Origin of the sequence: Mycobacterium terramassiliense (genome assembly GCF_900157385.1) — a bacterium.
Lineage (GTDB): Bacteria > Actinomycetota > Actinomycetes > Mycobacteriales > Mycobacteriaceae > Mycobacterium > Mycobacterium terramassiliense.
Window position 1 is genome coordinate 515,847 of sequence record NZ_LT717701.1, and the last position, 21,004, is coordinate 536,850.

Consider the following 21,004-nt stretch of genomic DNA (forward strand, 5'->3'; position numbering starts at 1 on the left):
GACGCCGAGTGAAGGAAGCTGCGGCCAATTCTCATGCGGTGGCGCGCAGCGGCCGCCTCCGATAGACGCCCAAGGCGGCCCCCGCCGCCGCCCGGCGGGCGAGCGCATCGACGTCGGTTATCAGAACGCTCTTGCCCTGCAACGTGATCCAGCCACCGGAAGCGAAATCGCGCAGTGCTTTATTGACCGACACGCGGTCGGCCCCGACAAGTTGAGCCATCTCGTCCTGGCTCAGCTCGTGCGTGACCCGCAGCCCATCGCGCTCGTGGGTTCCAAAGCGCCGCGCCAACACCAACAGCTGGTGCGCCACGCGGGTGGCCACGTCGCTGGAGATCAGCTCGATGAGTTGGTCCTCGGTATGTTGTAGCCGCTGGTTCAGCGCCTGCAGCAGTTGCTCGGCGATCACCGGCCGGCGGGCTATCCAGGCGCGCAACGTGGCACGATCCACCCACACCGCGCGAACGTCGGTGATCGCCGTCGCGGTGCAGGATCGGGGACCGGGATCGAACACCGCCAGCTCGCCGAAGACGTCCGTCGGCCCCATGATCGCCCGGAGATTCTCGCGGCCGCCGGGGCCCCGCAGGCTGATTTTGACCTTGCCCGTGACGATGATGTACACGCGGTCGCCCGGGTCCCCCTGGGAGAAAAGTGTCTGCCCCGCCGTGAACTCGGCCGTGTGCAGCTGCTTGATCATCGCCGACGCGGTCTCGGGTTCGACGTGGCGCAATATTCCGGCCTCGCCGAGCAGCTGCCTCAGGATCCGGTCCACCTCGCCTCGGTCGAGGCCGGGTGCAGCGCTCACGAAGGCCTCCTCATCGGTGTCAACCGGTCGCCGGTCCGATGAGAAAAACCAGACGGAAGTTGCCGATCTGGATCTCGTCGCCGTTGGCCAGCACCGCCGAATCTACGGCTTCGCGGTTGAGATAGGTGCTGTTCAGGCTGCCGAGGTCAACGACGCGGAATTGGCCGTTCTCCCTTCGGAATTCGGCGTGCCTGCGGCTGACCGTGATGTCGTCGAGAAAAATGTCGCTGCCCGGATGCCTTCCCGCCGACATGATGGGCTGCCGCAACGGAAACTGCGACCCGGCATTGGGACCCCGCTTCACGATGAGCATGCCCGAGCCCCTTCCCATTGTCGCCATGTCCTCGACCGCCGCGTCGGCGACGGCCGCCGACGTGTCGAACTCGTCGCGCAGGTTTGCGCGCAGAGCGGGGCCGATATCGGCGGTGCTTTCTTCGGGCGCTGGCGTTGACACCGTCGTGGTCACGCCGCCCGGGGAAGATCGGGGACCGCGGTCGCCGGGTGCGATGCCGGCCGGCGGGACGCCGGAGCCCACCCGACGTAGGTCAGATACAGCCCGACGAGGGCGAAGACGATGCAGAGCGAAACCCACCAGCCCTGCGCGCCGATCATGCTGTTGGCCACCGCGACGAAAGCCCTGGGAAAGGCCACCAGGAGCAGCCCGCGCAGCACGATGAGCCAGCCCAGCGACGAAACGATGATCGCCGGGGCGCCGGTCCAGTACTGGTGAGCGGCGACCATGATCAGTCCGAACAGCAGAATGAAGGCGCCGCTGACAAACGCCCACATCGAATTTGCTTCAAACTGCGACAGCAGCGCCTGCATGTCCGAAGCGCGCGCCACCGCCGTGACGTCGACAATGACGAGGAAAGGACCGAGGGCGCGCGCGAAAAAGCGCGTCCTTGCCTGAGACTCTGCTGAAGCATTCATCGGCGTGCCCTCCATCCGGCATCGTTAGTCGACACTTGTATAGGACCACTTGACCCAGGGTGGAGATAGGGACCGAAGTCCCGTTCGTCCGGGGCGTTCGTCCTCGCGCGCCAACGGTGACCTATGGCCCTCCCTCGCCGGCCGCGCTTCGGCGCATGATCGGCATATCAGTCAACGAGGGAGTCGATGATGAAGGCCGACGTAGGTGACTGGCTCGTGATCAAGGGGACGACGACCGAGCTACCGGATCAGCGTGGGGTGATCACCGAGGTGCGCGGCGCCGACGGCGCGCCGCCATACGTGGTGCGCTGGCTCGCCAGCGGTCACGTCGCCACGGTGTTTCCGGGATCGGACGCGCTCGTCGTCCCCGCGGCCGCGCAGTGATCTTCGCCCTGGCGGGCTATGCCGGGACGAGGAATTCGGACGTGTAGTACTCGGCGGGGTTTTGGGAGTTGGGGTTTGCGCGCTCGACAATCACCCAGACACCCGTCGTGCCTTGGCGAACGCTGTCTTGAACGGTCACCGTTGCGTTGCCGGCCCCGTCGGTGTCCATTCCGGTGAAGGCGGTGCCGGGTGCCCCGGGGCCACATGTCGCCGATGACGGACGAGGTTCCTCGACGAGGCCGACGTCGTAATGAGTCCCCGGTTCGTTGGGGATCGCCATGTGCACCTGCGCGACGGCCCTCGATCCCGAGACGCTGATCAGCGCCGAACCGGTCCCCTCGGGCGGCCGGGGAATCCACGCCGCCTCGTTCACCCTGCTGAAATCGCAGCGCCGCTCGTCACTGTCCAGCACGACGGTGGTGCCTCCTTGGGCGGCCGCGGCGGCGATTTGGAGGGTCGCCGCCGGGGAGATCACCACGGCGATGGCCGCGGCGGAGGTACCTAAACGTGTCAGCATGTGCATTGGGCCACCTTTTAACGCGTGTGTTAGTTACCCCACAGGGGAATAGGTAATGACCCGCAATTCGAGAAATTAAACATTCGGCGCGCAATTACCCGAACGTTAATTTCCGCTGTTATTTGACGAATGACGAATTAATCGCCCGAATTCAAACCCCGTCGCAATAGAAGTGTTTCCGCGTTAGCTACGGCTTGATGCGAATCTCGCCGGGTGACCACAATCCGCTGCGGGTCGCGGTGCCCAGATCGAGCTGCGCGGGTTGGGCATCGGCGATCGTCTCGAATTTGCGCAGTGAGCCCCAGTCGCGGCCCCAGTCGCGGGACAGGTAGGTGGACATCACGTGGGCGCGCAGCAACAGGTCGGTGATGCCCAGCAGGCCGCCGTTGACGCCGTCCTCCCAGGTATCGGTGTCTTGCTTCTTGGCGTTGTAGTCCGGCGTGATGCGGAACTTCGGGATCTCGGTGACGCCGTTGGCGTGCAGCATCGGCTTCTGGCACGGAAACGCCAGCCCGACCGCCCAATCCAGCAACACCGGCTGCGACGAGCCGACGTACTCCTGCAGCGAGCGCAGTTCCGGCACCCGCGGCGGGGTCACGGCGATCCAGTCGTCCGGCGTCAGGGACAGGTCCTCGGCCACCACCCGGACCGCGACGGCGTCCGCGGGCATCTGCGAGCGGGCGAAGCGCAGGTTGCGCCACGCCTTCGGCTGTTCGCCATTCAGGTCGTAAGGCACCAACCGGCCGGCGGGCAGCACCTCGCCACCGGGACCGGGCCGGCCGTACTCGAGCACGACGGTCTGTCCGCTGGTGTGCCCGTGCAGCACGCTGTTGCCGGCGATGGTGCCCGCGGCGGTGACCACCAGCAGGGGATGCCCGTCGTCGGGCTTCGGCAACTGGTACCAGGCCGAGGTGAGCCGGCTCTGCTGCTGGGCGCCGGTGGTGTAGCTGCCGGCCAGCGGGACCTGGTCGGGGTTCAGGCCGTAGGGCAGCGGCACCAGTGATCCGTTGACGCCCGGCGCCTTGAGCTTGGTGGGTGCGCGCCAGTCGTACGCGTACCAGTCGTAGTCGGTGCCGGGCTGTGGCACCGACGTCTCCTGAACCGCCTCGGCGACGGTGTGATCCGGCACGCCGTTGGGGGTGAACCCGACCGGGTTGGCGCCCCCCAACGGGCCCAGCGGACCGTAGTCGCCGGGCAGGGGCGCCATGAATCCGGCGTTGCTGTCGGGTTCGACGAGCACGTCGTCGGCCAGGGCGCAGCCCCCGGTGAATTCGCGCAGGTTGTCCCAGCCGTTGGAGTAGGTGGGGTACTGACGCACGACTCCCGCAACCATCGACGCGACGAACACCAGCGCCATGAAGCCGGCGGCGATCGGTACCGGCGCGGCGGTGACCGCGCGCGCCAGGCGGCCCTCGCCGTGGGTTCGCGACGCGAAATGCAACCAGAACGCCCAGACCGCCGCGATGGCGAACAGCACGAAAAACACTGTGCTGACGCTGATTCCGGCGAATCGCGGCATGACGTTGTTGAACGGGACGCCGTAACTGGAGACGTACCACCAGCCGTTGGTGGTGGCGAAGCACAGCGCCAACACGAACAACACCGCCGCCGCGAACGCCATCCGGTTGCGCGACCAGCGCAGCACCTCATGCGACACCAGCACCGTGGTGAGCGCGGCCATCGCCGCGCCCACCGCGGCGAACAGCCCGAAGTGGTGCACCCACTTGGTGGGGGTGAACATCAAAAAGAACATGGTGCCGAAGATGACGCCCATCAGCCGCCACGCCGGGCCGCGGGCCACGCCGGGAATTCGCTTGCGCCGCAACATGATGAACACGGCGGTGAACAGGCACAGGGCGGTGATCAGGAAGCCGAAGCGGCGCGACAGCGAACCGTCGACGGTGGGCAAGATGAGGTAGTAGTAGCGCAAGTTCTCGGTGTACCAGGCCTGGCTGGGGCCGATAGCGGTGCGAATCCTGGTGGCCTCCAACACCGTTGACAGGGTCTGGTCGGCGAACACCACCGTGAGGATGACGGTCCCGGCCGCCAGCATGGGGGCCACCAGCGGCCAGGTGCCGACCAGGCGATGCCTGCGCACCAGGATCCGCAGGATCGGGCGGCCACCGGCGACCAGGGCGGCCACCGCGATCAGGCCGGTGGGCTGCACCCCCAGCGTGAAGGCCGCGGTGACCACCGCCAGCGCCGCCGGCGTCAGCCGCGAGGCGCACATAGAGCGCTCGATCAGCACGTAGGTGATCAGCGCGCCCGCCGCGATGATCGGCTCGGGGCGCAGGCCGTTGTTGAACGGCATCCACGCGGTGAGCAGCACCATGCCGGCCGCCCAGTTGGCGGCCGTGCTGCCGGTCACCGCCGGGCCCAGCCGCGGCAACACCTCACGCGACAGCAGCAGCCAGCAGAGCAGCCCGGCGACCAGGTCGGGCAGTCGCATCCACAGGCTGCCGTCGCTGACGTGGGTCATCAGCGCCAGCAGGTTGTAATACCAGCCGAACGGGTCCTCGGGGCTGCCGAACCAGCGGAAGTAATTGGACATGTAGCCGGCGTGATCGGCGACGCGGGCCATGCCGAGGATGTAGCCGTCGTCGGAGGAATTCGCGCCGATCAGATGCCACAGCAGGAAGCCGAATATCACGGTGGCGTCGACGAGCGTGAACTTGCGCCAGCGAGTCGGAATCAGCCGGTGCATCCGGCGGCCGTCCAGCTGGTCGAGGCGCCACAGGGCGACCAGCGCCACGGTGGTGGACACGATCGCCAGCACCATCGCGGCCAGTTTCAGCGTCGTGGGGGTGGTGGAGAACCGGGTGTCGATGGTCGCCGAAAGGCGCAGGCCGTCCGGCGCCGGGCCCGTCAGGTCCGTGAAGACCCCGACGATCTGCGGGCGCAGGTTGGGATCGGGGAAACCGCCGCGCTGGAGCTTGCCCGCGGGATCGGTCAATCCGACGAAGGTCGCGAAGGTCCCAGCGCTCGTGGAAGTGATCTCGATGCGCTGACATTGCGGCGAAAGAGCCTGATCCCGGGGCACGCTGGCGATGACTACGTTGCGGTCGGTGACGTCGACGCGCTGGCTGCTGGCGACGACGAACAACGCGTTGAGCGCGGCGTCCTTGCCCTTCTTGGGCGCGGTGCTCAGCACCACCCCGCCGTCGGGCGGCAGCGCGCGCACCACCGAGCACGGCACCGTCGCCGTCACGTCGACGGGCGTCAGCGAAATCAACGGCGCCGTAACGCTGTTCAACTGTCCGTTCTGTGGCCAGTTCAGCGTTGCGGTGGTCTGCACGACCGGCAGCAGCGGCGTGGCGACCGACAGGACGAAACCGATCAGCCCGGCGATCGTCGCGACCCAGCGCGTGACCCGCACGTCGCGACGGGCTTCGATGACGCTCATGGCAGGGCCCTGATCGGTCCCGGCCGCGCCCAGCCGCGCACCGTGGTCACACCTTGCACGACGCCGGCCTCCGGCGCCTGATCCGCCGGCACCAACGGGTAGTACTGCTCGACCGATCCCCAGTCCCGGTACCAGTCACCGCTCAGGTAGGTCGAGACCGTCGAGGTGCGCAGCATCGCCTGGGTGATCAGGAACGGCCCCCCGGTCTCGCTGGCCTCCCACCCGTTCGACGACGACGCGGTCTGTTTGTGATCGGGCAGGATGCGGTAATGCGGAAGTTCGGCAACGCCAAGGTGTTCGGCGAACGGCCGCTGGCAGGGGAAGTTCGCGGCGGTCGCGATGTCCATCAGCACCGGGGCCTGCGACCCGATCAGCGCCTGCAGCGTCCGTAGCACCGGCACCCGCGGCGGCGTGAACGCGAACCACTGCTCGGAGCTCAGGTTCGGGTCGTAGGCGACGATGCGTGCCACGTTAGCCTCCGGCGGCGCCCAGGCCAGCGGGAAGCGCAGGTTGCGCCACGCCGGCTCCGGACCGATGTCGATCGGCTGCACCTCCGCGAGCGGCTGGGTGGTGCCGTCGGGGCGCGCGACCCCCCACTGCAGTTTCAGCGACTGCCCGTAGGTGAAGGTGCCGTCCTCTTTGTACGACCAGATCGCGCCGGCGGCGGAGACGACCACGAGCGGTCGGTCACCGGTGCGAGGCGGCAACTGGTACCAGGCCGAGGTGGCGGTGGCGGCCAGGGAGTTCTCGCCGTAGCTGCCCATCACCGGCGTGCGCGCGGGATCGAGGCCGAACGGCAGCGCCGCGTGTGACCCGTTCACGCCGGCGGGGCCCTTCCCGCCGGCGGTGCCCGCGGAGTCACTCATGGCGGCGTTGGGTTTGTTCGGCGACGCATCGGAGTTCACCACCCCCGGCTTGGTGACCACCGGGTTGGACCTCAGGTCGTCGCCCACCCCCTCGGGTTTGAAGCCGACGGGATTGATCCCCCCGAGCGGGCCCGCGGGTCCGAACGGCTGCCCCGGAACGGGTTGCAGCAGACCGGCATTGGGGTCGGGCTCGGCCAGCACGTCGTCGGCCATGGCGCAGCTGGTGGGCGACAGTCCCGATTCGAGCGTGGCGAGGTTGGCCTTGGCCGTCGTGTACAGCGGATAGCGGACGACGGCGGCCTTGGCCAACGAGCCGACCTCGCCGAGCACCATGATCGTCGCGACCACCAGCAACGGGGTGGACGCCAGCACGCGGTTACGCCGGTTGTCCTTGACCTCGGTGTGCCCGGCGTAGTCCATCCGGAAGTGCTGCCAGGCGGCCAGCAGCCCGGTCAGGATCGACAACGTCAGGAACATCGACGTCACCGGATGGCTCGCGATCACGGGCTGGATATCCCACCAGGGGACCCCGTAGTTGCCGACGTAGAACCAGCCGTTGACCCCCGAGGTCGCCCACGCCAGCACGAACAGCAGCGCGGTCACATACAGCGTCAGGTTGCGGCGGCTGTGCAGGCCGATCCGGGCGAAGGCGAACGCGGTGACCGCACCCAGGGCGCCGGCCAGCCCGGCGAACGCGCCGAACTGCACGGCCCACTTCGTCGGGGTGAACGTCAGCAGCAGCAGGCCGACCGCGGTGGTGCCGATCAACCGCCACGCCGGCCCGCTGGCCAGCCCCGGCACCCCGCCGCGCCGCAGCAGCACCACCAGCATGCCGAACATGCACAGGAACAGCACCAGCACCGCGAACCGCCGGGACATGGACCCGTCCGGGTTGGACTCCACCGTGAGGAAGTAGTAGCGCAGCCAATCCTGGTACCACGCGATCGTCGGCCCGACCTTGTACTTGATGCGGGCCGACTCGGCGACGGTGGCCAGCGTTTCGCTGCGGAACACCACCACGGTGATCAGCGACAGGGCCGCGCCCAGCACCAGCAGCGGGGCGAGCAGCCCGTCGGTGTCCCGGCGCCGCCGGATCACCCGCGCGATGGCCCGCGAGCCCGTCAGCAGCGCGGCGACGGCGATCAGCCCCTGCGGCGCCAGCGTGGCCGTCAGCGTCGCGACGATGATCGCGACCGCCGCGGGGGCCAGCCGCCCCAGCGCGATGGCGCGTTCCACCAGCACCCAGGTCACCATCACGCCCAGCGCGATCAGCGGCTCGGGCCGCAGCCCGTTGTTGAACGGCAGCCACGCGGCCAGGAACACCGCGCCCGCGGTGAGCACCGCCACCCGGTTGGCCGCCAGGCCGCCCCGCCCCGGTCCCAACCGCCGCAGCACCCAATGGCCGATGATCAGCCAACACGCGATTCCGGCGAGCGTCGCCGGCAGCCGCATCCACACGCCGGCGGTGCTGATCGCGGCCAGCTTGGCCAGCACCGCGAGATACCAGTCGAACGGCGCGTCGGTCGTCCCGAAGTAGCGGTAGTAGTTGGCCACGTATCCGGCCTTGGGGGCGACGCGGGCGATGGTCAGGTTGTAGCCGTCGTCCGACGAGGTGGCGCCGATGACGTGCCAGAGCAGCAGCGTTGCGATGACTCCGACATCGGCGAGCCACGTCGCGGCGCCGACGCGCCGCAGCCGGGTGAGCAGGGAACGCCAGTCGATCCGCAGGTTGCCGCCGCGGCTGCGCCGATCCAGCGCCGCCATCGCGGCGATGGCCGCCAGGACCGCCAGGGTGCCCACGGCCATCACCACCGTCTTCAGGGCGGTGGGCGACGTGATGAACCTGGTGTCGACGTCGACGCGCGCCGAAAGTCCCGGCTGCGCAGGCACTTTCAGGTCGGTGAAGATCCCGCCGACCTGGGGCTTTTTCTCCGACGGCAGGGTGCCCGAGGCGCCGGGGATGCCGACGAAGTCCGCGCCGGCGGCACCGGCGTCGGCCCAGATGTGCAGGACGCTGCAGGCGCCCGCCGCGACCGCCGCGCGCTTCGCGACCGTGGCCACGGTGTCGCGGAACGCAACGACGATCACGTCCTTGTCGGCGCGCACGAACAGCCCGTTCTTGCCGGTGTCCACCCCGCCCGCGGGCAGGGTCGATACGACGAGGCCGCCGGCCGCGGGCAAGGTGGCCATCGCGGCGCAGGGGATGGAGATGTCCAGCGCGCGCGGCGCGCCCGACACCAGCGGGGCGGTGATCTGGGTGACGTGCCCGTCCGTGCTGCCCTGCGGCCACAGCACGGTCGCGGTCGTCTGCTTCACCGGAAGCAAGGGAACGGTGACGCACAACAGCAGGCCCACGAGTCCCGCGACGACGGCGATCGACCGCGGGACGCGCAGCGATCGCTCATTACGGTCGTGGGGCACGAGGCTCGATGGTAAGGGACGCGGCTTAGCGCGGTGAGGACGCAGGGCCGCGCCGGCGGCCCGAGGACGAACCGGACAATCGGCCCAGCGCGGTAAGCACGCGGGGCCGCCGCCGCGGCCCGGTTATTTGCCGCGGCCCTCCGGCGAAATAAACTCTCGTGTCAAGAACGGCCCCGATGACCCAGAAGGCTGGCGGCGCGATGACGAATGCAGGTCTCGGGTTCGGTGTCTTGGGACCGTTGCTGATGACCAGCCACGGGGTCCGGGTCCCGGTCGGCGCGCCGAAGCAGCGGGCGGTGCTGGCCATGCTGTTGATCAACCGCAATCGGCCGGTGTCCGTCGACTCGTTGATCAACGCGGTGTGGGACGAGGACCCGGTGCCCGCCGCGCGCACCAGCATCCAGGCCCACGTGTCCAACCTGCGCCGGTTGCTGCGCAGCGCCGGCGTCGACCCGTACCAGGTGCTGGCGAGCGCGCCGCCCGGGTATCAACTCAGCGTCGCCGACGCCGACTGCGACCTGGGGCGCTTCACCGCCGCGAAGGTCGCGGGAAACCAGGCCGCCGCCGCGGGACGCTTCGACGAGGCCAGCCGGCACTTCTCGTTGGCGCTGGGCGAATGGCGCGGGCCGGTGCTGGACGACCTGCGCGACTACGCCTTCGTCGACGCCTTCGCCACCGCGCTGATGGAGGAAAAGGTGGCCGCCCACACCGCGCGCGCCGAAGCCGAGATCGCGTGCGGCCGCGCCGGGGAGGTGATCGGCGAGCTCGAGGCGCTCACCGCCGAGCATCCGTACCGCGAACCTCTGTGGGCGCAACTGATCACCGCCTATTACGTCACCGAGCGCCAGTCCGACGCGCTCGGCGCCTTTCGGCGGCTCAAGACGGCCCTGGCCGAGGGGCTCGGCATCGACCCGGGCCGCACCGTCAGCGCCCTGCACGAGCGGATCCTGCGGCAGGAACCGTTGGGCCTGAAACGGGCCGATCTGACCACGCACAAGCGCGGCGTCTACCGGCAGGAGTCCACGACCGCGGGGATCCAGCTGGCCGAGTCGGCGGTCGCCGGGCTGCGCGACCAGACGGGACGGCTCCACCCGCTCACGGGAGCGATCACCCGCATCGGGCGCTTCACCGACAACGACGTCGTCCTGGACGACACCGACGTCAGCCGCCACCACGCCGTCATCACCGACACCGGAACCGGCTTCATGATGACCGACCTGCGGTCCACCAACGGCGTCGAGGTGCAGGGCCAGCGCATCCGCGCCAGCGCCGCCCTGGCCGACGGCGACCGCATCCGCATCGGCGGCCACGAGTTCACCTTCGAAGTCCGCCGGGGCTGAGGCTATTTCGCCAGCCGCTTGGCCAGGGTGGGCAGGCCCGGCCCGTCGAGGTCCGCCAGCGCCGCCGGCCGGCCCGTCATGGCCATCAGCAGCGCCTCGCCCGGGCCGGTGACCTCGCGCCCGCTGCCGTGCTCCCAGTCGATGTCGTTGGCGCGCAGGCGAAGTCCCCTGATCCGGCGCCCGGCGCCGAGCCTGGGGTTGCCGGGCACCAGGTCCAGCACCCGCTTCAGCCGGTCCTCGGGAACGGCGCGCGGCCGGCCGAGCGAGCGCCGGATGTCCTGATGGTGGATGGTGCCGTCGACGAGCGCGATCATGCCGCCGAAGCCCGCGGTCAGCCCCTTGGGCGTGAGGTGCTCGCGCAGAAATTCCAGCAGCTGCTGCGGGCTCAGCGCGGCGAACTCGTCGACGCCCACCTGATTGGCCCGCACCACCCAGCCCTTGGCGAACCGCCTCAGCAGCCCCGCGACGCCCAGCTCCTCGTAGCTGACCACATGCGCCACAACGTCTTTGACCGTCCACTTCGAGCACAGGGTGGGCGCCGCCCAGTCCTGCGGCGCGCACGTGGCCAGGAAGTCGGCGAGGTCGGCCCGCTCGGTGTGCGCCATCGTCATCAGGGTGGCGGTCATGGGTGCGCCTCGACGCTGAGCAGGCGCGCGTAGCGATCGAGATACAGCGGCCAGCCGGCGTCCCCGTCGACGCCGTCGGCGACCGACTCCCAGCCCGGGCCGTGCCGGTCCAGATTGCGGTGTTGCAGCTCGACGCGGGTGCGGTCGCCGGACTCGGCGGTGAAGCGGACCTCGACCTCGCTGGTCTTGGACGGATCGGCTTCCACCTGCCAGGTCGGGCCGATGTCCCACGTGAACACCACGCGGTGCGGCGGCTCGTAGACCAAGACCCGCGCCCAACGGCATTCGCTGCCGTCGACGCCGCGGTCGTAGATGCGACCGCCCACCCGCGGCTCGAACACCGTCGCGGCGATGGGAACGGCGAGCAGGTTGTGCTCGCGCGGCTTGAAGTCGCCGAAGCGCTCGGTGAAGACGGCGAACGCGCGCTCGATCGGGGCGTTGACGACGACGTGGTGCGCGACGTCCGGTGTTCGCGTCATGACGGTTCTCCCTCCATCTCCTCGACGGTTTTCGCATAGGCGGCCAGCGCCTGGGCCCAGAACCGGTCGAGCTCGGCGCGCAACGCCTCGAGGCCGGTCGGGTCGAGCTGATAGACGCGCCGCGTGCCGGCGGCGCGGTCGCGGACCAGCCGGGCGGACTTGAGGACCTTGAGGTGCTGCGACACGGCCGGCCTGCTGACGGGCAGGTCGCGGGCCAGCTCACCCACGGCCGCCGGGCCCCGCGCCAGACGCTCCACGATCGAGCGCCGGGTCCCGTCCGCCAGCGCCAGCCATGCGTCGCCGACCGGTTGGTAAGTGGTCACGAACCGTAAGTTTACGCTTACCGAATCGCCTGGATCAAGGCTGCTCGCACGGGACGCGTCAGGCTATCCTGACACCGTGAGCCTTTCTGACGCGTGGGAGCAGGCGCAACGGGCGTGGCGCCGACTCGCAGCGCGCAGCGGGCGTCCCAGCGACGACGGGCTGGAGGCGCTGTCCGACATCGGCGTGGTGCGCCGGATGCTGGACCAGGCGGAGTTGGCTGCCGTGCGGACCGCCCGGCGGCACGGAAAGTCCTGGGCCGAGATCGCCACGGAATTGGGCGTCACGCGCCAATCGGCGTGGGAACGCTGGCGGGACCTTGACGACTCCGCGCGTGGTGCCGAGTCGACGCCGGTCGGCGACATCGCCGCGGATCTGGTGGAGGTCCGTGTCCGGGAGGCGTCCTGGAGTGCGAAGGTGACCGTGCCGAATGTCGTCGGGCTCGAGTGGGCCGCGGCCCGCGAGGCGCTCAACGACGAGGGGCTGATCGCGATGAACGCCGAAGGGGACTTCCCTTCCGCACCCGGAGACCGGGACTGGATCGTCACGGACCAGAGCCCCGAGTCCGGCGCGCGGGTCAAATCCGGATCCGCGGTCCGGCTGTGGCTCACCGGTGACGGGGGCGCGGGCGTTCGCGAACCGCGCCGCCCGCGACCCACGCCCATATCGGCCCGGGAGATGCGGCCCGAACCCCGCGACCAAGCGGTCGGATAGGCCCGCGGCGCAAGAATTCCGCAATCGACGCGCGTCACACTTCCCCTGTCCTCAACCGCCGAGGCAGAGGAGGAAACGGATGAGCGCCCCTCGCTCCCCGAGGCTGGTCGTGGCCGGGGTCCTGCTTTCGGGCATCCTCGCGGCGGCCGGATTCGGCCTGGCCACCGGCACCGCGCAGGCCAAGCCGCGAGGCCCGTACCAATGGTGTCCCGGCCAGCACCTGCCGGAGACCGACGTCGTGTGGGACATGAACGTCTGCCACACCTGGTACTGGGTCGACTATGGGTTCCAGGCCAACCGCGGTCACTTCGTCTACGAGGGCGACACCCCCCCGCCGGACCTGGGCTGCATCCCGGGGCTGTGCCTGCCCGGGCTGTAGGGCTAGGTACGGCGCAGCGGGCCCGGGTTCCACAGGCCGCTGCGCGTCGCGATCCCCAGCTGCAGATCGGCGGGTTTTGCGTTGGGGTAGTACGGCGTCAACCTTTGCAGCGAGCCCCAATCGCGCGACCAGTCGTCCTTAAGGTAGGTGGCCAGGGTGGTCGCCTTCACCAAGAGCTCCGTGACGCCCAACGGGCCGCCCCCGTTGTTGTCCATCACCGGCGAGTTCGCCTCGGCGCCGAATCGGTCCGGCAGGATGCGCCACTTCGGTGTCTCGTCGACGCCGTTTTGATGGCCGAAGGGTCGCTGGCAGGGGAAGGCCAGTCCGACGAGCCAGTCCAGGAACACCGGGTCCCGGGACCCCACCACGTCCTGCAGCGTGCGCAGCTGCGGAATCCGCGGCGGCGTCAGCGCGATCCAGTGCTGTGGCGCCAGGTCTTCGTCGTCGGCGACCAGGCGGATCTGGGTGGCGGTGCTGGGGATGGCGGATAGCGCCAGTCGCAGGTTGCGCCAGGCGGGGGACGCGCCGACGTCGGCCAGTTGGAACGACCCGCCGGGGTGGCCGCCGGCCGCCTGGTCGTCGGTGGCCCACTGCACCTGGACCTCCCGGGGGTCGAAGCGGCCGGCCGCGCTGACCACCAGCAGCGGGCCCGCCTTGTCGCGCGCGGGCAGCCGATACCAGCCCGACCGCAGATGCGCGGGCAACTGGATTCCCGGGCGCCAGCTGCCGAGCACCGGCGTGCGCGCCGGGTCGAGGTTGTAGGGCAACTGCGCCGCCGAGCCGTTGATTCCCGGTGCGGGGGTGGTGCCGCCCTCGGTGCCGGCCTCCGCGCCGGTGATCAGCTTGTCTTCGCCGACGAAGCTGCGGTCGCCGGGACGTTCCATCACCGGGTCGGCGCGGACGTCGGCGGGAATGCCGTTGGGGGTGAACGCTTCCGACAGGCCCGCGCCCAGGGCGTCGGCGACCGTGGCGCTCACCGGCGCCAGCATGCCGGCGTTGGGGTCCTGCTCTACCAGCACGTCCTCGGCCAGGCCGCAGGACTTGCCGGTCAGCGCCTCGAGGTTCGAGCGGCCCACCGTCCACGCCGGGTACTGGTCGGTCATCGCCAGCGTCAACGACGCGACCTCGAAAACCACCAGGATCCACGTCGCAATTGCCAACGGGGACTGGACAAGTCCGGCGACTCGCGCGCCCAGACGAGTTTTGGGTGCGCCGTTGTCCGGATCGACGAAGTGGAACCACGCCGCCAGCAGTAGCACCAGCAGGGTCAGCCCGAGCAGCGCGGTGGCGAAGGCGTAATGCCAGGCTGGGAACGAATTCGACCAGGGCACACCGAAATTGGAGACGTACCACCACCCGTTGACGCTGGCGAACGACAACGCCACCAAGAACAGCACCACGGCGGCGAACACGGTGCGGTTGCGCCGCGACCGCATCGCCACGGCCGTCACCGCGACGGCGGCGAGCGCACCCAGCGGCCCCGCCAGGCCGGCGAACACCCCGAAGTGGTGGGTCCATTTGGTCGGCGTGAACATCATCGCGACGAACGAAATGATGGTGATCCCCACGATGCGACGGCTCGGTCCGGCGGCGGTACCCGGAATCTTCCCCTTGCGCAAGGACATTGCGACGGTTATCCCGAGCGCCAGCACCAGCGCCAGCACCGCGAAGCGGCGGGCGACGGATCCGTCGGGGCTGGCCATGAACAGCCGCTCGTAGCGGAGGTGTTCGTCGAACCAGCTCAGGCTGGGCCCGACGGCGCGCTTGAGAGCGGTGGCCTGGATCTCGCCGGCCAGCGTCTGGTCGCGGAAGATCAGGATCACGGTGACGGTGACCGCGGCCAGCAGGGGCGCTATGAGGGGCAGCGCGCCGAACAGTTTGGATCTGCGGTGCAGGATCGTCCGCAGCGGCCCGATCGCGACCAGCAGCGCGCCGATCGAGGCGATGCCCGTCGGCCCGGAGAACAGGGTCAGCGCGCCGATGATGCAGGCGATGGCCACCGGCAGCAGCCGGCTGGTGGCCACCGCGCGTTCGACCGAGCACCAGGTCAGCAGGATGCCCAGGGCGATGATCGGCTCGGGGCGCAGGCCGTTGTCGAGCGGCAGCCAGACCGCGAGGAACATGCCCGCCGCCGTCCACGCCGCGGCCCGGTTCCGCTTGACCGCGTCGCCCAGCCGGGGCATCACCTCGCGGCTGATCACCCACCAGCACGTCAGCGCCATCGCCAGGGTGGGCAGCCGCATCCAGATGCTGGTGGTGCTGACGTGGGCCCACACCGCCAGCAGGTCGTAGTACCAGCCGAACGGGGCCTCGGGGGTGCCGAACCAGCGGTAGTAGTTGGCCATGTAGCCGGCGTGCTCGGAGACCCGCGCCATGGTCAGGATGTAGCCGTCGTCGGACGTGTTGGCGCCGACGAAGTGCCACCACGCCAGCACGGCGATGACGAGCGCGTCCAGGCCGCCGACGGACCACCAGCGCGCGGGCAGGAAACGGCGGTGCCGGGTCCCGTCCGCGGTGTCGAGGACGTGCAGGGCGAGCAGCGCGGCGGCCGTCAGCACCACCCCGAGGATCATCGCCGCCATCTTCAGTGTGGTGGGGCTGCTGCTGTAGCGGGTGTCGACGGTCGCCGAAAAGCTCAGGCCCGGCGGCGCCGGCCCGCTCAGGTCGGTGAAGACGCCGACGATCTGCGGCCGGAAGTCGTAGCCGCTTTTCTCACCGCGCAGCGGCGCGCCGGGATGCTCGGCGTTGGGGCCCTGCGTCAGGCCGACGAATTCGGCGGTGACCTTCTCGGCGTGTGCGGTGAAGGTCAACCGCTGGCAGGCCGGGCTGAGCACCTCGCTCAACGGGGCGGTGACCACGGCGACGTTGCGCACCACGACCACCAGGTAGTCGTTGGCGCGCTGGATGAGCAGGCCGCGGTCGACGGCCTTGGGGGCCTGCTTGGGCACCGTGGACAACAGCACCGTCTTGCCCGGGTTCTGCGGTCCCGCCAGCCCGGCGGCGGCCTGACATGGCACGGTGACGTTCAGATCGGTGGCGACGTAACCGATCAGCGGGGCGTCGACGCTGCCGAACGCGCCGTTCTGCGGCCAGTTCAGTTGGGCGGTGGTTTGGTTGACCGGCAGCAGCGGCGTGGCGATCGCCAGCAGGGTGCCGAGCAGACCGGCGACGATAGCAACCACCCGAGCGATCCGGTAGTTACCTCCCGCGTCGTCCACGGGGGTAGATGCTAGTTCTAGCCACTACGACGTCGGCTTGCGGATCGCCAGCACGAACGGCCCGACGCCGTCGACGACGAAGCGGGGATCGGCGAAAAGGGCCGCCGGCAGATCGACGGTGTACCGACGAACGTTGGGCTGGTTGGGATACACGTCCTGCGCCAGCCGCAACGTGTAGGTGCTGTTCGCCCCGCGGCGCATCAGGAAAACCGTCGGCGGGGGCCACGGCGACGTATCCAGCGCGTGGATGAACTCGTCGGCGGTCTTGAGCTTGGACCACTTCTCGATCTGGGTGGCTCGCAGGTCGAATTGCGCCAGCGGGTTGGCGTAGTGCGACGTCAGCCCCTGGAAGCCCCAGTACGGGTAGTAGGACAGGAAGCTGTAGTCGGCCGTCATCACGACGATCTGGTCGCGCGGCCTGCCGGTCATCTTGAGGATTGCGGCGTCGATGACCGGGTAGAACTTCTCGGAACTCGGCGGTCGCCGGTCGCCGCGCTGGCCGTGGCCGTCGGTGTCCGTATAGGCGATGGTCAGATCCGGGCGCAGCACGTCGGGGATGTCCTGGCTGAACGCGATGGCCCCGGCCAGCCCGATCGCGGCGGCAACCGGCACGACGGCGCGGCCGCGCGGGGCGAGGGCCGTGACGGCCTCGACGAAGCCGAACACCCCGGCGGCCACCAGCAGCACGCTCAACGTCGGCTGCAGCCGGAACGACAGCAGCGTGGTGCGCGCCAGTGTGGTCAGCATCGACAGCAGCGACCACAGGTACACGGCGAGCACGCCGATGGCCAGGGCGCCCGCCCGCACCGAGGTGCCCGCCCGCACCACCAGCCACAGCGTGCCCAGCATGCAGATCGCCCCCAGCAGCGAGAACTGCAGCATCGGGAAGGTCAGTTCGGCGCCGTCGGCCGGCAGGTAGTGCAGGGCGCTGCCGCTGTTGCTCACCGGGCTGCGGGCCACACGCAGAATGAACGGCAGCCAGGTGATGCTCGCGATGGCCGCCGCGATGACGGCGATGAGGGCGAACCGGCGCAGCGGGTCCAGCGCGGGCCGGAAGCCGTCGCGCCGCCAGCGCGCACCGGCCAGCAGCAGCGCCATCAGCCCCATCGTGAACGCGGTCAAGCCGAACAGCAGCGTGTACCAGGTGGCCGTCCAACCGAGGAACAGCCCGGCGCCGACCACAGCGGCCCTGGGGGCACCTCCCGCTTGCGGGGGTCCGCCGCGCTCGCCGGCCCGCAGTCCCGACCACGTCAGCACCAGCACCGGCGGCAACATCACCGTGATCATCGCGGAGTAAGGCTCCGGCGAGCTGTAGGCAAGCGTCACCGCCGCGGTCGCGGTGGTGACGATCAGCGCGTATTCGAAGCGAATCAGCCGCCACCACAGCACCAGCGCGACGGCGACCGCGATGGTGATCGAGGTGATCGCCCACGGCTTGTACATCTCCCAGGCCGGCGTGCCCGTCAGCGCCGCGACGCGGCCGCCGATCCAGAACCAGCCCGGCGGGTAGAAGGTCGGCAGCCCGAGGTAGGTCATGTCGTGCAGGGCGGGGCTGTCCGCGAGGCGGGTCAGGTATTCGGTGCGGAACTGCTGGTCGACGGAGATGCCGAACAGGTACAGCTTCGTGGCACCCAGCGGCATGCCCAGCGTCACGACGGTGAACGCGGACAGGAACACCAGCCCGCCCAGGCGCGCCACGACGCGACGCCCGCGGCGCCACAGCCAGCCGACCGCGACGAGCCCGGCCAGGCAGCCGACCTGCCCCACGGTGGTCAGCGCGTGCAGCTGGTTCGACGACGGAAACGCCGGCCATTGCACGCCGGCGATCGCGATCAGCGACGGCACCGCCACGATCACCGCGACCGCCAACCCCGCGGCCATCTGGCCCAGGGTGGCCAGCGCGTTGCGCACGCTCAGATTGGCAGCTTGCGGAAGATGCTCCGCGGAATGTGTCGCAACACCATCATCACGTAACGGAATGCCGCTGGCGCCCAAACCAATTCCTTACCTTGTGCCGCCGCGGTCACCGCGAGGTTGGCGACGTACTCCTTGTCGACGGTGAGCGGGGCCTCCTTGACGTGCGCGCTCATCCGGGTGCGAACCTGGCCCGGCCGGATCACCAGGACACGAACCCCGAACTCGCGCAACGCCTCTGCCAATCCGAGGTAGAAACCGTCCAGCCCGGCCTTGGTGGAGCCGTAGACGAAGTTGGACCGACGCACCCGCTCGCCGGCGGCCGAACTCATCGCGATGATCTGGCCGAAGCCCTGGGCGCGCATTTTCTGGCCCAGCAGGACGCCCACGGAAACCGCTGCGGTGTAATTGATCTCGGCGGCCAGCACGGCCTTGTGCTGGTTCTGCCACAGCTCCTCGGCGTCGCCGAGGATGCCGAACGCGACGATCGCGACGTCGACATCGCCGTCGGCGAAGGCCGCCTCGATCATCTTCGGGTGGCTGTCGGGGTCGGTGGCCTCGAAGTCGATCAGCTCCACCGAGCGCGCGCCCGCGGCCTTCATCTGGGCCACCGCTTCGTCGCGGCCCGGGTCATTTGGCATGGCCGCCAGGATGATTCGGGCGTGCGCGTTTTGCAGGTAGCGCTCGCAGATGGCCAGTCCGATCTCGGAGGTGCCCCCGAGCAACAGGATGGTCTGCGGATTTCCCACGGCGTCAAGCACCATCTACAGCAGCTCCAAGCGTCGGGCCATGTCGGAGGCGAACACCCGCAAGGGATCGACCTTGCGGCGCACGGCGATCCACTCGTCGATGCGCGGGTACATGGCGTGGAAGGTTTCGGCGTTGGTGCGCGAATCCTTGGCGGTGTAGACCCGGCCACCGAATTCCAGCACGCGGCGGTCGAGTTCGTTGAGGAACTCGTTGAGCCCCGGCTTGATGGGGAAGTCGACGCACACGTTCCAGCCCGGAATCGGGAAGCTCAGCGGGGCCTGGTTGCCCGGGCCGAACAGCTTGAACACGTTGAGAAACGAGTAGAAACCGGACTTTTGGATGTCGCGGATGATGCCCTTGAACTGCTCCACCGCGGTGGTGGGCACGACGAACTGGTACTGGCCGAAACCGGCTGGGCCGTAGGCGCGGTTCCATTCGCCGAACATGTCCAGGGGGTGGTAGAACTGCGTCAGGTTTTGAACCTTGCCCCGGTAGGTGCCGGACTTGCGGTACCACAACTCGCCGATGGACCCGAAGGTGTACTTGTTGGCCAACCCGTTGGGGAAGACATCGGGCACCGTAAGCAGTTGCGGCGCATCGAATTTCAGCGGATTGCGCCGTAGCTTCGGCGGCAACTGATCGAGCTTGGCGAGTGAGCCGCGCGATATCGCAGCGCGGCCGAGTTTCGGCGGCGCGCTGATCGCGTCGAACCACGCGCTGGAATAGGTGTAGTCGGCCTCGCTGCCGTCACTGTGAAATGCGATGGTTTCGTCCAGGCTGGCGGTGACGTCGCCGTCGGCGATGAAATAGGCCGTCTCCGTCGGCGTCATCTCAACGGTGGCCCGCAGGATGATCCCGGTGAGGCCGTTGCCCCCGACCGTGGCCCAGAACAGCTCGGAGTCCGCACCGATCGGCGTGAGGTGGCGGACCTGGCCGTCGGCGGTCAGCAGGTCCATGCTGCGCACGTGGTTGCCGAAGCTGCCCGCGCTGTGATGGTTCTTGCCGTGGATGTCGCACGCGATCGCCCCGCCGATGGTGACCTGCCGGGTGCCGGGCAGGACCGGCACCCACAGGCCGAACGGCAGCGCGGCCTTCATCAGTTGATCGAGGTTGACCCCGGCATCGAGGTCGGCCAGCTTGGTGTCGGCGCTGATGGAGTGAATGGTGTTCAGCTCGGTCATGTCGATCACCAGGCCGCCGCCGTTTTGCGCGTTGTCACCGTAGGAACGGCCCAGCCCGCGGGCGATCACGCCGCGCCCGCCCGAGTCGGCCGTGTTGGCCACGGCCTTGGCGATTTCTTCCGGGTCCGGCGTGGAAAGCACCGTCGCCGCCGACGGCGCGGTACGCCCCCAGCCCGCGAGCCGCTTGGTGGTGGACATCGTCAAAGAGGGTACCGCCTGGTTCGGCGACGATGCGGGACGCGTGCATCCCGCTGTGGGGGCACCTCCCGCTTGCGGGGGAGAGGCGGACAGTCCGATCGGGCCAGGTCGGTCAGCGGATGCGGAAGATAACGGCTCGCTGCACGATGAAGTTGATCACCGTCGCGGTGCCCTGCGCGATCACGAACGCGACGACGGGCGCCCACCCCCGATAGTGCAGAAGCACGAGGCAGAGGTGGTTGAGCCCGACCTGCACCGAGAAGGTGATGGCGTAGAGCACCATGACCGCGACGAACCGGGCGGTACTGGCCGCCGCCTGAAACGTCCATCGGCGATTGATCAGGTAGGCGGTGATGGTGCCGACGATGAAGCTGGTGGCCTTGGACAGGTCAACCTGCAGGCCCACCACCTTCCAGAGCACCAGGTAGAGGCTGAAATCGACGATCCCGGCCAGACCACCGGTGACGACGAAACGCGTCACCTGTGTCGTCAGACCCAGGTGTGGGCGCGCGGGAGCGGCGCCAGGTTCTGGGGGGATCATGGCGGGGAGTCTATCGGGGC

The 21,004-nt window shown here is 69.2% G+C and carries 18 protein-coding genes; 4 read left to right on the top strand and 14 right to left on the bottom strand.

The genetic code is table 11. The annotated features are described in order from the left end of the window. Positions 1 to 31: 31 nt before the first annotated feature. The 3 genes from MTAB308_RS17085 to MTAB308_RS17095 all read right to left on the bottom strand — a co-directional run bounded on the left by MTAB308_RS17085 (position 32) and on the right by MTAB308_RS17095 (position 1,732). Entirely contained in the window at positions 32 to 757 is a 726-nt protein-coding gene (locus tag MTAB308_RS17085; protein ID WP_077104444.1) for a Crp/Fnr family transcriptional regulator, read from the bottom strand. Between the two features lie 64 nt (positions 758 to 821). Further along, entirely contained in the window at positions 822 to 1,256 is a 435-nt protein-coding gene (locus MTAB308_RS17090; protein ID WP_077104446.1) for an FHA domain-containing protein, read from the bottom strand. Positions 1,257 to 1,264: 8 nt separating this feature from the next. Beyond that, positions 1,265 to 1,732, bottom strand: coding sequence for a hypothetical protein (locus MTAB308_RS17095; RefSeq protein WP_077104449.1), 468 nt, complete (start codon positions 1,730 to 1,732; stop codon positions 1,265 to 1,267). 189 nt (positions 1,733 to 1,921) lie between these two features. Between MTAB308_RS17095 and MTAB308_RS17100 the strand changes: the two genes are divergently transcribed. Further along, complete coding sequence (locus tag MTAB308_RS17100) at positions 1,922 to 2,116, top strand: DUF1918 domain-containing protein (protein WP_077104451.1); 195 nt, start codon at positions 1,922 to 1,924, stop codon at positions 2,114 to 2,116. 16 nt (positions 2,117 to 2,132) lie between these two features. Here the strand turns inward: MTAB308_RS17100 and MTAB308_RS17105 are convergent, their stop codons facing one another. The 3 genes from MTAB308_RS17105 to MTAB308_RS17115 form a co-directional block, all read right to left on the bottom strand. Further along, positions 2,133 to 2,639, bottom strand: a complete 507-nt coding sequence (locus MTAB308_RS17105; protein WP_077100652.1) for a hypothetical protein — start codon at positions 2,637 to 2,639, stop codon at positions 2,133 to 2,135. 181 nt (positions 2,640 to 2,820) lie between these two features. Continuing rightward, on the bottom strand, positions 2,821 to 6,036 hold the full coding sequence (locus tag MTAB308_RS17110) for an arabinosyltransferase domain-containing protein (protein WP_077100653.1): 3,216 nt from the start codon (positions 6,034 to 6,036) through the stop codon (positions 2,821 to 2,823). Next, positions 6,033 to 9,323, bottom strand: a complete 3,291-nt coding sequence (locus MTAB308_RS17115; RefSeq protein ID WP_077100654.1) for an arabinosyltransferase domain-containing protein — start codon at positions 9,321 to 9,323, stop codon at positions 6,033 to 6,035. The genes MTAB308_RS17110 and MTAB308_RS17115 overlap by 4 nt, the downstream gene beginning before the upstream one ends. A gap of 200 nt (positions 9,324 to 9,523) precedes the next feature. Between MTAB308_RS17115 and MTAB308_RS17120 the strand changes: the two genes are divergently transcribed. Next, positions 9,524 to 10,663 (top strand): BTAD domain-containing putative transcriptional regulator, encoded by a 1,140-nt coding sequence (locus MTAB308_RS17120; protein ID WP_077104453.1) that lies wholly within the window; start codon positions 9,524 to 9,526, stop codon positions 10,661 to 10,663. Between the two features lie 2 nt (positions 10,664 to 10,665). Here MTAB308_RS17120 and MTAB308_RS17125 read toward each other — a convergent pair whose 3' ends face one another. Genes MTAB308_RS17125 through MTAB308_RS17135 form a run of 3 tightly spaced genes read right to left on the bottom strand, consistent with a single transcriptional unit; the run spans position 10,666 to position 12,091 of the window. Further along, positions 10,666 to 11,289, bottom strand: a complete 624-nt coding sequence (locus MTAB308_RS17125) for a maleylpyruvate isomerase family mycothiol-dependent enzyme (RefSeq protein WP_077100655.1) — start codon at positions 11,287 to 11,289, stop codon at positions 10,666 to 10,668. Beyond that, complete coding sequence (locus MTAB308_RS17130) at positions 11,286 to 11,768, bottom strand: SRPBCC family protein (protein WP_077100657.1); 483 nt, start codon at positions 11,766 to 11,768, stop codon at positions 11,286 to 11,288. Before MTAB308_RS17130 ends, MTAB308_RS17125 begins: the two co-directional genes overlap by 4 nt. Then, a complete protein-coding gene (locus tag MTAB308_RS17135) occupies positions 11,765 to 12,091 on the bottom strand; it encodes an ArsR/SmtB family transcription factor (RefSeq protein ID WP_077100659.1) in 327 nt (108 codons plus the stop codon). The genes MTAB308_RS17130 and MTAB308_RS17135 overlap by 4 nt, the downstream gene beginning before the upstream one ends. A 76-nt stretch (positions 12,092 to 12,167) precedes the next feature. Here MTAB308_RS17135 and MTAB308_RS28920 point away from each other — a divergent pair, with 76 nt between their 5' ends. Both MTAB308_RS28920 and MTAB308_RS17145 read left to right on the top strand, forming a co-directional pair. Then, positions 12,168 to 12,803, top strand: coding sequence for a PASTA domain-containing protein (locus MTAB308_RS28920; RefSeq protein ID WP_157900959.1), 636 nt, complete (start codon positions 12,168 to 12,170; stop codon positions 12,801 to 12,803). 79 nt (positions 12,804 to 12,882) lie between these two features. Then, positions 12,883 to 13,182, top strand: a complete 300-nt coding sequence (locus MTAB308_RS17145; protein ID WP_077100661.1) for a hypothetical protein — start codon at positions 12,883 to 12,885, stop codon at positions 13,180 to 13,182. A 2-nt stretch (positions 13,183 to 13,184) separates the two neighbouring features. Here the strand turns inward: MTAB308_RS17145 and MTAB308_RS17150 are convergent, their stop codons facing one another. From MTAB308_RS17150 to MTAB308_RS17170, 5 genes are all read right to left on the bottom strand, one after another. Continuing rightward, positions 13,185 to 16,400: an arabinosyltransferase domain-containing protein gene (locus MTAB308_RS17150; protein ID WP_077100663.1), complete on the bottom strand. Its 3,216-nt coding sequence runs from the start codon at positions 16,398 to 16,400 to the stop codon at positions 13,185 to 13,187. Positions 16,401 to 16,424: 24 nt separating this feature from the next. Further along, on the bottom strand, positions 16,425 to 18,281 hold the full coding sequence (locus MTAB308_RS17155) for a galactan 5-O-arabinofuranosyltransferase (protein WP_108637438.1): 1,857 nt from the start codon (positions 18,279 to 18,281) through the stop codon (positions 16,425 to 16,427). A gap of 32 nt (positions 18,282 to 18,313) precedes the next feature. Continuing rightward, positions 18,314 to 19,078 carry a decaprenylphospho-beta-D-erythro-pentofuranosid-2-ulose 2-reductase gene (gene dprE2, locus MTAB308_RS17160; RefSeq protein WP_077100667.1) on the bottom strand — a complete coding sequence of 255 codons (765 nt, stop codon included), beginning with the start codon at positions 19,076 to 19,078 and terminating at the stop codon, positions 18,314 to 18,316. Then, positions 19,079 to 20,443 (bottom strand): decaprenylphosphoryl-beta-D-ribose oxidase, encoded by a 1,365-nt coding sequence (dprE1, locus tag MTAB308_RS17165; RefSeq protein WP_077100669.1) that lies wholly within the window; start codon positions 20,441 to 20,443, stop codon positions 19,079 to 19,081. A 112-nt stretch (positions 20,444 to 20,555) separates the two neighbouring features. Further along, complete coding sequence (locus MTAB308_RS17170; RefSeq protein ID WP_077100671.1) at positions 20,556 to 20,984, bottom strand: GtrA family protein; 429 nt, start codon at positions 20,982 to 20,984, stop codon at positions 20,556 to 20,558. Positions 20,985 to 21,004: the final 20 nt, after the last annotated feature.

What these genes read in the sequence shown, in the direction of transcription:
- MTAB308_RS17095 (WP_077104449.1), bottom strand. Translation starts at nt 1,732, where the DNA reads ATGAATGCTTCAGCAGAGTCTCAGGCAAGGACGCGCTTTTTCGCGCGC.
- MTAB308_RS17100 (WP_077104451.1), top strand. Translation starts at nt 1,922, where the DNA reads ATGAAGGCCGACGTAGGTGACTGGCTCGTGATCAAGGGGACGACGACC.
- MTAB308_RS17105 (WP_077100652.1), bottom strand. Translation starts at nt 2,639, where the DNA reads ATGCACATGCTGACACGTTTAGGTACCTCCGCCGCGGCCATCGCCGTG.
- MTAB308_RS17110 (WP_077100653.1), bottom strand. Translation starts at nt 6,036, where the DNA reads ATGAGCGTCATCGAAGCCCGTCGCGACGTGCGGGTCACGCGCTGGGTC.
- MTAB308_RS17120 (WP_077104453.1), top strand. Translation starts at nt 9,524, where the DNA reads ATGACGAATGCAGGTCTCGGGTTCGGTGTCTTGGGACCGTTGCTGATG.
- MTAB308_RS17125 (WP_077100655.1), bottom strand. Translation starts at nt 11,289, where the DNA reads ATGACCGCCACCCTGATGACGATGGCGCACACCGAGCGGGCCGACCTC.
- MTAB308_RS17130 (WP_077100657.1), bottom strand. Translation starts at nt 11,768, where the DNA reads ATGACGCGAACACCGGACGTCGCGCACCACGTCGTCGTCAACGCCCCG.
- MTAB308_RS17145 (WP_077100661.1), top strand. Translation starts at nt 12,883, where the DNA reads ATGAGCGCCCCTCGCTCCCCGAGGCTGGTCGTGGCCGGGGTCCTGCTT.
- MTAB308_RS17155 (WP_108637438.1), bottom strand. Translation starts at nt 18,281, where the DNA reads ATGGCCGCGGGGTTGGCGGTCGCGGTGATCGTGGCGGTGCCGTCGCTG.
- dprE2 (WP_077100667.1), bottom strand. Translation starts at nt 19,078, where the DNA reads ATGGTGCTTGACGCCGTGGGAAATCCGCAGACCATCCTGTTGCTCGGG.
- dprE1 (WP_077100669.1), bottom strand. Translation starts at nt 20,443, where the DNA reads ATGTCCACCACCAAGCGGCTCGCGGGCTGGGGGCGTACCGCGCCGTCG.
- MTAB308_RS17170 (WP_077100671.1), bottom strand. Translation starts at nt 20,984, where the DNA reads ATGATCCCCCCAGAACCTGGCGCCGCTCCCGCGCGCCCACACCTGGGT.